Origin of the sequence: Achromobacter deleyi (assembly GCF_902859705.1) — a bacterium.
Lineage (GTDB): Bacteria > Pseudomonadota > Gammaproteobacteria > Burkholderiales > Burkholderiaceae_B > Achromobacter > Achromobacter deleyi.
The window spans coordinates 1-5,464 of the sequence record NZ_CADIJO010000055.1; the positions used below are offsets into that span (position 1 = coordinate 1).

A 5,464-nucleotide genomic window follows, 5' to 3' on the forward strand; every position below is an offset into this window, starting at 1 on the left:
TGACCTACTTTCACAGACGTCCGTCCACTATCATCGGCGCAAAGGCGTTTCACTGTCCTGTTCGGGATGGGAAGGAGTGGTACCACCTTGCTATGGTCGTCAGGCGTAACTGGTTGAGTTATTGCTTTGAGGGCAACAACTCCAATCTTGGAAGAAGCGCAACGTGTGGTGATCAGAGACTGGCTCGATGATCACGCACAGTGGGGTGTAATTGGTGTTGGCTGGCTGCTGACGGTGCAGCCAGATTTTGTATTGAACGACACTTGGAACGCTATACCACCAGGTCATAACCATCAGTGTTATAGGATCAAGCCTCACGAGCAATTAGTATCGGTTAGCTTAACGCATTACTGCGCTTCCACACCCGACCTATCAACGTCCTGGTCTCGAACGACTCTTCAGGGGGATCAAGTCCCCGGGATACCTAATCTTCAGACGAGTTTCCCGCTTAGATGCCTTCAGCGGTTATCTCTTCCGTACTTAGCTACCCGGCAATGCCATTGGCATGACAACCGGTACACCAGAGGTACGTCCACTCCGGTCCTCTCGTACTAGGAGCAGGCTCCGTCAAGTATCCAACGCCCACGGCAGATAGGGACCAAACTGTCTCACGACGTTTTAAACCCAGCTCACGTACCTCTTTAAATGGCGAACAGCCATACCCTTGGGACCGGCTACAGCCCCAGGATGAGATGAGCCGACATCGAGGTGCCAAACACCGCCGTCGATATGAACTCTTGGGCGGTATCAGCCTGTTATCCCCAGAGTACCTTTTATCCGTTGAGCGATGGCCCTTCCATTCAGAACCACCGGATCACTATGTCCTGCTTTCGCACCTGTTCGACTTGTCAGTCTCACAGTCAAGCACGCTTATGCCATTGCACTATCAGCACGATTTCCGACCGTACCTAGCGTACCTTCGAACTCCTCCGTTACACTTTGGGAGGAGACCGCCCCAGTCAAACTGCCCACCATGCACTGTCCCCGATCCGGATAACGGACCAAGGTTAGAACCGCAAACAAACCAGGGTGGTATTTCAAGGATGGCTCCACGTGATCTAGCGACCACGCTTCAAAGCCTCCCACCTATCCTACACAGGCCGGTTCACAGTCCAATGCAAAGCTACAGTAAAGGTTCATGGGGTCTTTCCGTCTAGCCGCGGGTAGATTGCATCATCACAAACACTTCAACTTCGCTGAGTCTCAGGAGGAGACAGTGTGGCCATCGTTACGCCATTCGTGCAGGTCGGAACTTACCCGACAAGGAATTTCGCTACCTTAGGACCGTTATAGTTACGGCCGCCGTTTACCGGGGCTTCGATCAAGAGCTTGCACCCCATCACTTAACCTTCCGGCACCGGGCAGGCGTCACACCCTATACGTCGACTTTCGTCTTTGCAGAGTGCTGTGTTTTTAATAAACAGTCGCAGCCACCGATTCTCTGCGACCCCATCATGCTAAGCGCGCAGGCGCTTCACACTACCGGGGTATACCTTCTCCCGAAGTTACGGTATCAATTTGCCGAGTTCCTTCTCCTGAGTTCTCTCAAGCGCCTTGGAATATTCATCCCGTCCACCTGTGTCGGTTTGCGGTACGGTCTCGTACAGCTGAAGCTTAGAGGCTTTTCTTGGAACCACTTCCAATCACTTCGCAAGCAATGCTCGCTCGTGCCATACCCTTGATTTACGCGCCCGGATTTGCCTAAGCGCCATCTTCGATACAGCAACAGGGACATCCAACACCCTGATGATCTTCCGCGATCCGTCCCCCCATCGCACTGTACGACGGTACTGGAATATTAACCAGTTTCCCATCAGCTACGCATCTCTGCCTCGCCTTAGGGGCCGACTCACCCTGCGCCGATGAACGTTGCGCAGGAAACCTTGGACTTACGGCGAGGGGGCTTTTCACCCCCTTTATCGCTACTCATGTCAGCATTCGCACTTCTGATACCTCCAGCAGCCTTTACAAGCCACCTTCGCAGGCTTACAGAACGCTCTCCTACCGCGTGCACTAAAAGTGCACACCCGCAGCTTCGGTTTATCGCTTAGCCCCGTTACATCTTCCGCGCAGGACGACTCGATCAGTGAGCTATTACGCTTTCTTTAAAGGATGGCTGCTTCTAAGCCAACCTCCTGACTGTCTATGCCTTCCCACTTCGTTTCCCACTTAGCGATAATTCGGGACCTTAGCTGGCGGTCTGGGTTGTTTCCCTCTTGAGTCCGGACGTTAGCACCCGGTGCTCTGTCTCCCAAGCTGTACTTGCGGGTATTCGGAGTTTGCCATAGTTTGGTAAGTCGCCATGACCCCCTAGCTATAACAGTGCTCTACCCCCCGCAGTAATACTTGAGGCACTACCTAAATAGTTTTCGGAGAGAACCAGCTATTTCCAGATTTGTTTAGCCTTTCACCCCTATCCACAGCTCATCCCCTAATTTTTCAACATTAGTGGGTTCGGTCCTCCAGCACGTGTTACCGTGCCTTCAACCTGGCCATGGATAGATCATCTGGTTTCGGGTCTACACCCAGCGACTGAATCGCCCTATTCGGACTCGCTTTCGCTACGGCTTCCCTATTCGGTTAACCTTGCCACTGAATGTAAGTCGCTGACCCATTATACAAAAGGTACGCAGTCACCCCACAAGGAGGCTCCTACTGTTTGTATGCATACGGTTTCAGGATCTATTTCACTCCCCTTCCGGGGTTCTTTTCGCCTTTCCCTCACGGTACTGGTTCACTATCGGTCGATCACGAGTATTTAGCCTTGGAGGATGGTCCCCCCATCTTCAAACAGGATTTCACGTGTCCCGCCCTACTTTTCTTACGCTTAGTTCCACACACAAAATTTCATCTACAGGGCTATCACCTGCTACGGCCGGACTTTCCATTCCGTTCGATTATCTTGCATGCTAAAACGTAAAGGCTCTTCCGATTTCGCTCGCCACTACTTTCGGAATCTCGGTTGATTTCTTTTCCTCGAGCTACTGAGATGTTTCAGTTCACCCGGTTCGCTTCCACTAGCCTATGTATTCAGCTAGGGATACTGCATTGCTGCAGTGGGTTTCCCCATTCGGACATCTACGGATCAAAGCTTGTTTGCCAGCTCCCCGTAGCTTTTCGCAGGCTACTACGTCCTTCATCGCCTGTGATCGCCAAGGCATCCACCATATGCACTTAGTCGCTTGATCCTATAACGCTGTAGGCTATAGGACCTGAGTATTAGCGTTTGTGCCGTTCATAAGTTTCAAAGCAGTCTGAAGTTATTCACTTCAGTCTTGAGAACTTGGAACAAAATAATGCAATCACAACCCGTACTTATCTTCATCGACTTGCGCCGAGTACTTGATAAGTACATTTCGTTGTGCTTCTTCCAGATTGTTAAAGAACGAATATAGCTGTTAGGTAAAACCTAACTCATAAGGCTGCCAGCAGCACTATGAGTTAGCCTCTACACGTCACCACCAGGTGACCGTTTGAGAATCAATGGTGGAGGTGAACGGGATCGAACCGATGACATCCTGCTTGCAAAGCAGGCGCTCTCCCAGCTGAGCTACACCCCCATATTCAACGCCTGGCGTTAAATACTTGGTGGGTCTGGTTGGATTCGAACCAACGACCCCCGCCTTATCAAGACGGTGCTCTAACCGACTGAGCTACAGACCCAAAACCTTCTCGGATCAGTAGTCAGGATGCTATGGACACAGGGAGGAATCCCTCTACCCAAGCCCACAACCGATCCCAGCTATATATCAAACAACCGATAAGAGTGGACGCTTAACACGAGCACTTAAGCTCTGAAAGGAGGTGATCCAGCCGCACCTTCCGATACGGCTACCTTGTTACGACTTCACCCCAGTCATGAATCCTACCGTGGTAATCGCCCCCCTTGCGGTTAGGCTAACTACTTCTGGTAAAACCCACTCCCATGGTGTGACGGGCGGTGTGTACAAGACCCGGGAACGTATTCACCGCGACATGCTGATCCGCGATTACTAGCGATTCCGACTTCACGCAGTCGAGTTGCAGACTGCGATCCGGACTACGATCGGGTTTCTGGGATTGGCTCCCCCTCGCGGGTTGGCGACCCTCTGTCCCGACCATTGTATGACGTGTGAAGCCCTACCCATAAGGGCCATGAGGACTTGACGTCATCCCCACCTTCCTCCGGTTTGTCACCGGCAGTCTCATTAGAGTGCCCTTTCGTAGCAACTAATGACAAGGGTTGCGCTCGTTGCGGGACTTAACCCAACATCTCACGACACGAGCTGACGACAGCCATGCAGCACCTGTGTTCCGGTTCTCTTGCGAGCACTTCCAAATCTCTTCGGAATTCCAGACATGTCAAGGGTAGGTAAGGTTTTTCGCGTTGCATCGAATTAATCCACATCATCCACCGCTTGTGCGGGTCCCCGTCAATTCCTTTGAGTTTTAATCTTGCGACCGTACTCCCCAGGCGGTCAACTTCACGCGTTAGCTGCGCTACCAAGGCCCGAAGGCCCCAACAGCTAGTTGACATCGTTTAGGGCGTGGACTACCAGGGTATCTAATCCTGTTTGCTCCCCACGCTTTCGTGCATGAGCGTCAGTGTTATCCCAGGAGGCTGCCTTCGCCATCGGTGTTCCTCCGCATATCTACGCATTTCACTGCTACACGCGGAATTCCACCTCCCTCTGACACACTCTAGCTCGGTAGTTAAAAATGCAGTTCCAAAGTTAAGCTCTGGGATTTCACATCTTTCTTTCCGAACCGCCTGCGCACGCTTTACGCCCAGTAATTCCGATTAACGCTTGCACCCTACGTATTACCGCGGCTGCTGGCACGTAGTTAGCCGGTGCTTATTCTGCAGGTACCGTCAGTTTCACGGGGTATTAGCCCATGACGTTTCTTTCCTGCCAAAAGTGCTTTACAACCCGAAGGCCTTCATCGCACACGCGGGATGGCTGGATCAGGGTTTCCCCCATTGTCCAAAATTCCCCACTGCTGCCTCCCGTAGGAGTCTGGGCCGTGTCTCAGTCCCAGTGTGGCTGGTCGTCCTCTCAAACCAGCTACGGATCGTCGCCTTGGTGAGCCGTTACCCCACCAACTAGCTAATCCGATATCGGCCGCTCTAATAGTGCAAGGTCTTGCGATCCCCTGCTTTCCCCCGTAGGGCGTATGCGGTATTAGCTACGCTTTCGCGTAGTTATCCCCCGCTACTAGGCACGTTCCGATACATTACTCACCCGTTCGCCACTCGCCACCAGACCGAAGTCCGTGCTGCCGTTCGACTTGCATGTGTAAGGCATCCCGCTAGCGTTCAATCTGAGCCAGGATCAAACTCTTCAGTTTAATCTCTGTATTTGTTCGTATTTCTTAACCCCCGAAAGGGTCGAGTCATACGTCGCTACTCAAAGGAAGTGAGGTATGTTCTTAAACTTGACGTCTAAGGTACTTCACTTCTAGTGAGCACTTGATTTCATTGTGC

At 52.0% G+C, this 5,464-nt stretch carries 2 tRNA genes and 3 rRNA genes; all 5 read right to left on the reverse strand.

The features are described from left to right. Nucleotides 1-104, reverse strand: a 5S ribosomal RNA gene (gene rrf, locus HV798_RS31455); the annotation flags it as partial. A 199-nt stretch (nucleotides 105-303) separates the two neighbouring features. Beyond that, nucleotides 304-3,188 (reverse strand): 23S ribosomal RNA (locus HV798_RS31460). Nucleotides 3,189-3,484: 296 nt separating this feature from the next. After that, a tRNA-Ala gene (locus tag HV798_RS31465) sits at nucleotides 3,485-3,560 on the reverse strand. A 26-nt stretch (nucleotides 3,561-3,586) separates the two neighbouring features. Continuing rightward, nucleotides 3,587-3,663: transfer RNA gene (locus HV798_RS31470), tRNA-Ile, on the reverse strand. A 134-nt stretch (nucleotides 3,664-3,797) separates the two neighbouring features. Beyond that, nucleotides 3,798-5,328: ribosomal RNA gene (locus tag HV798_RS31475) — 16S ribosomal RNA — on the reverse strand. Between the last annotated feature and the right edge of the window lie 136 nt (nucleotides 5,329-5,464).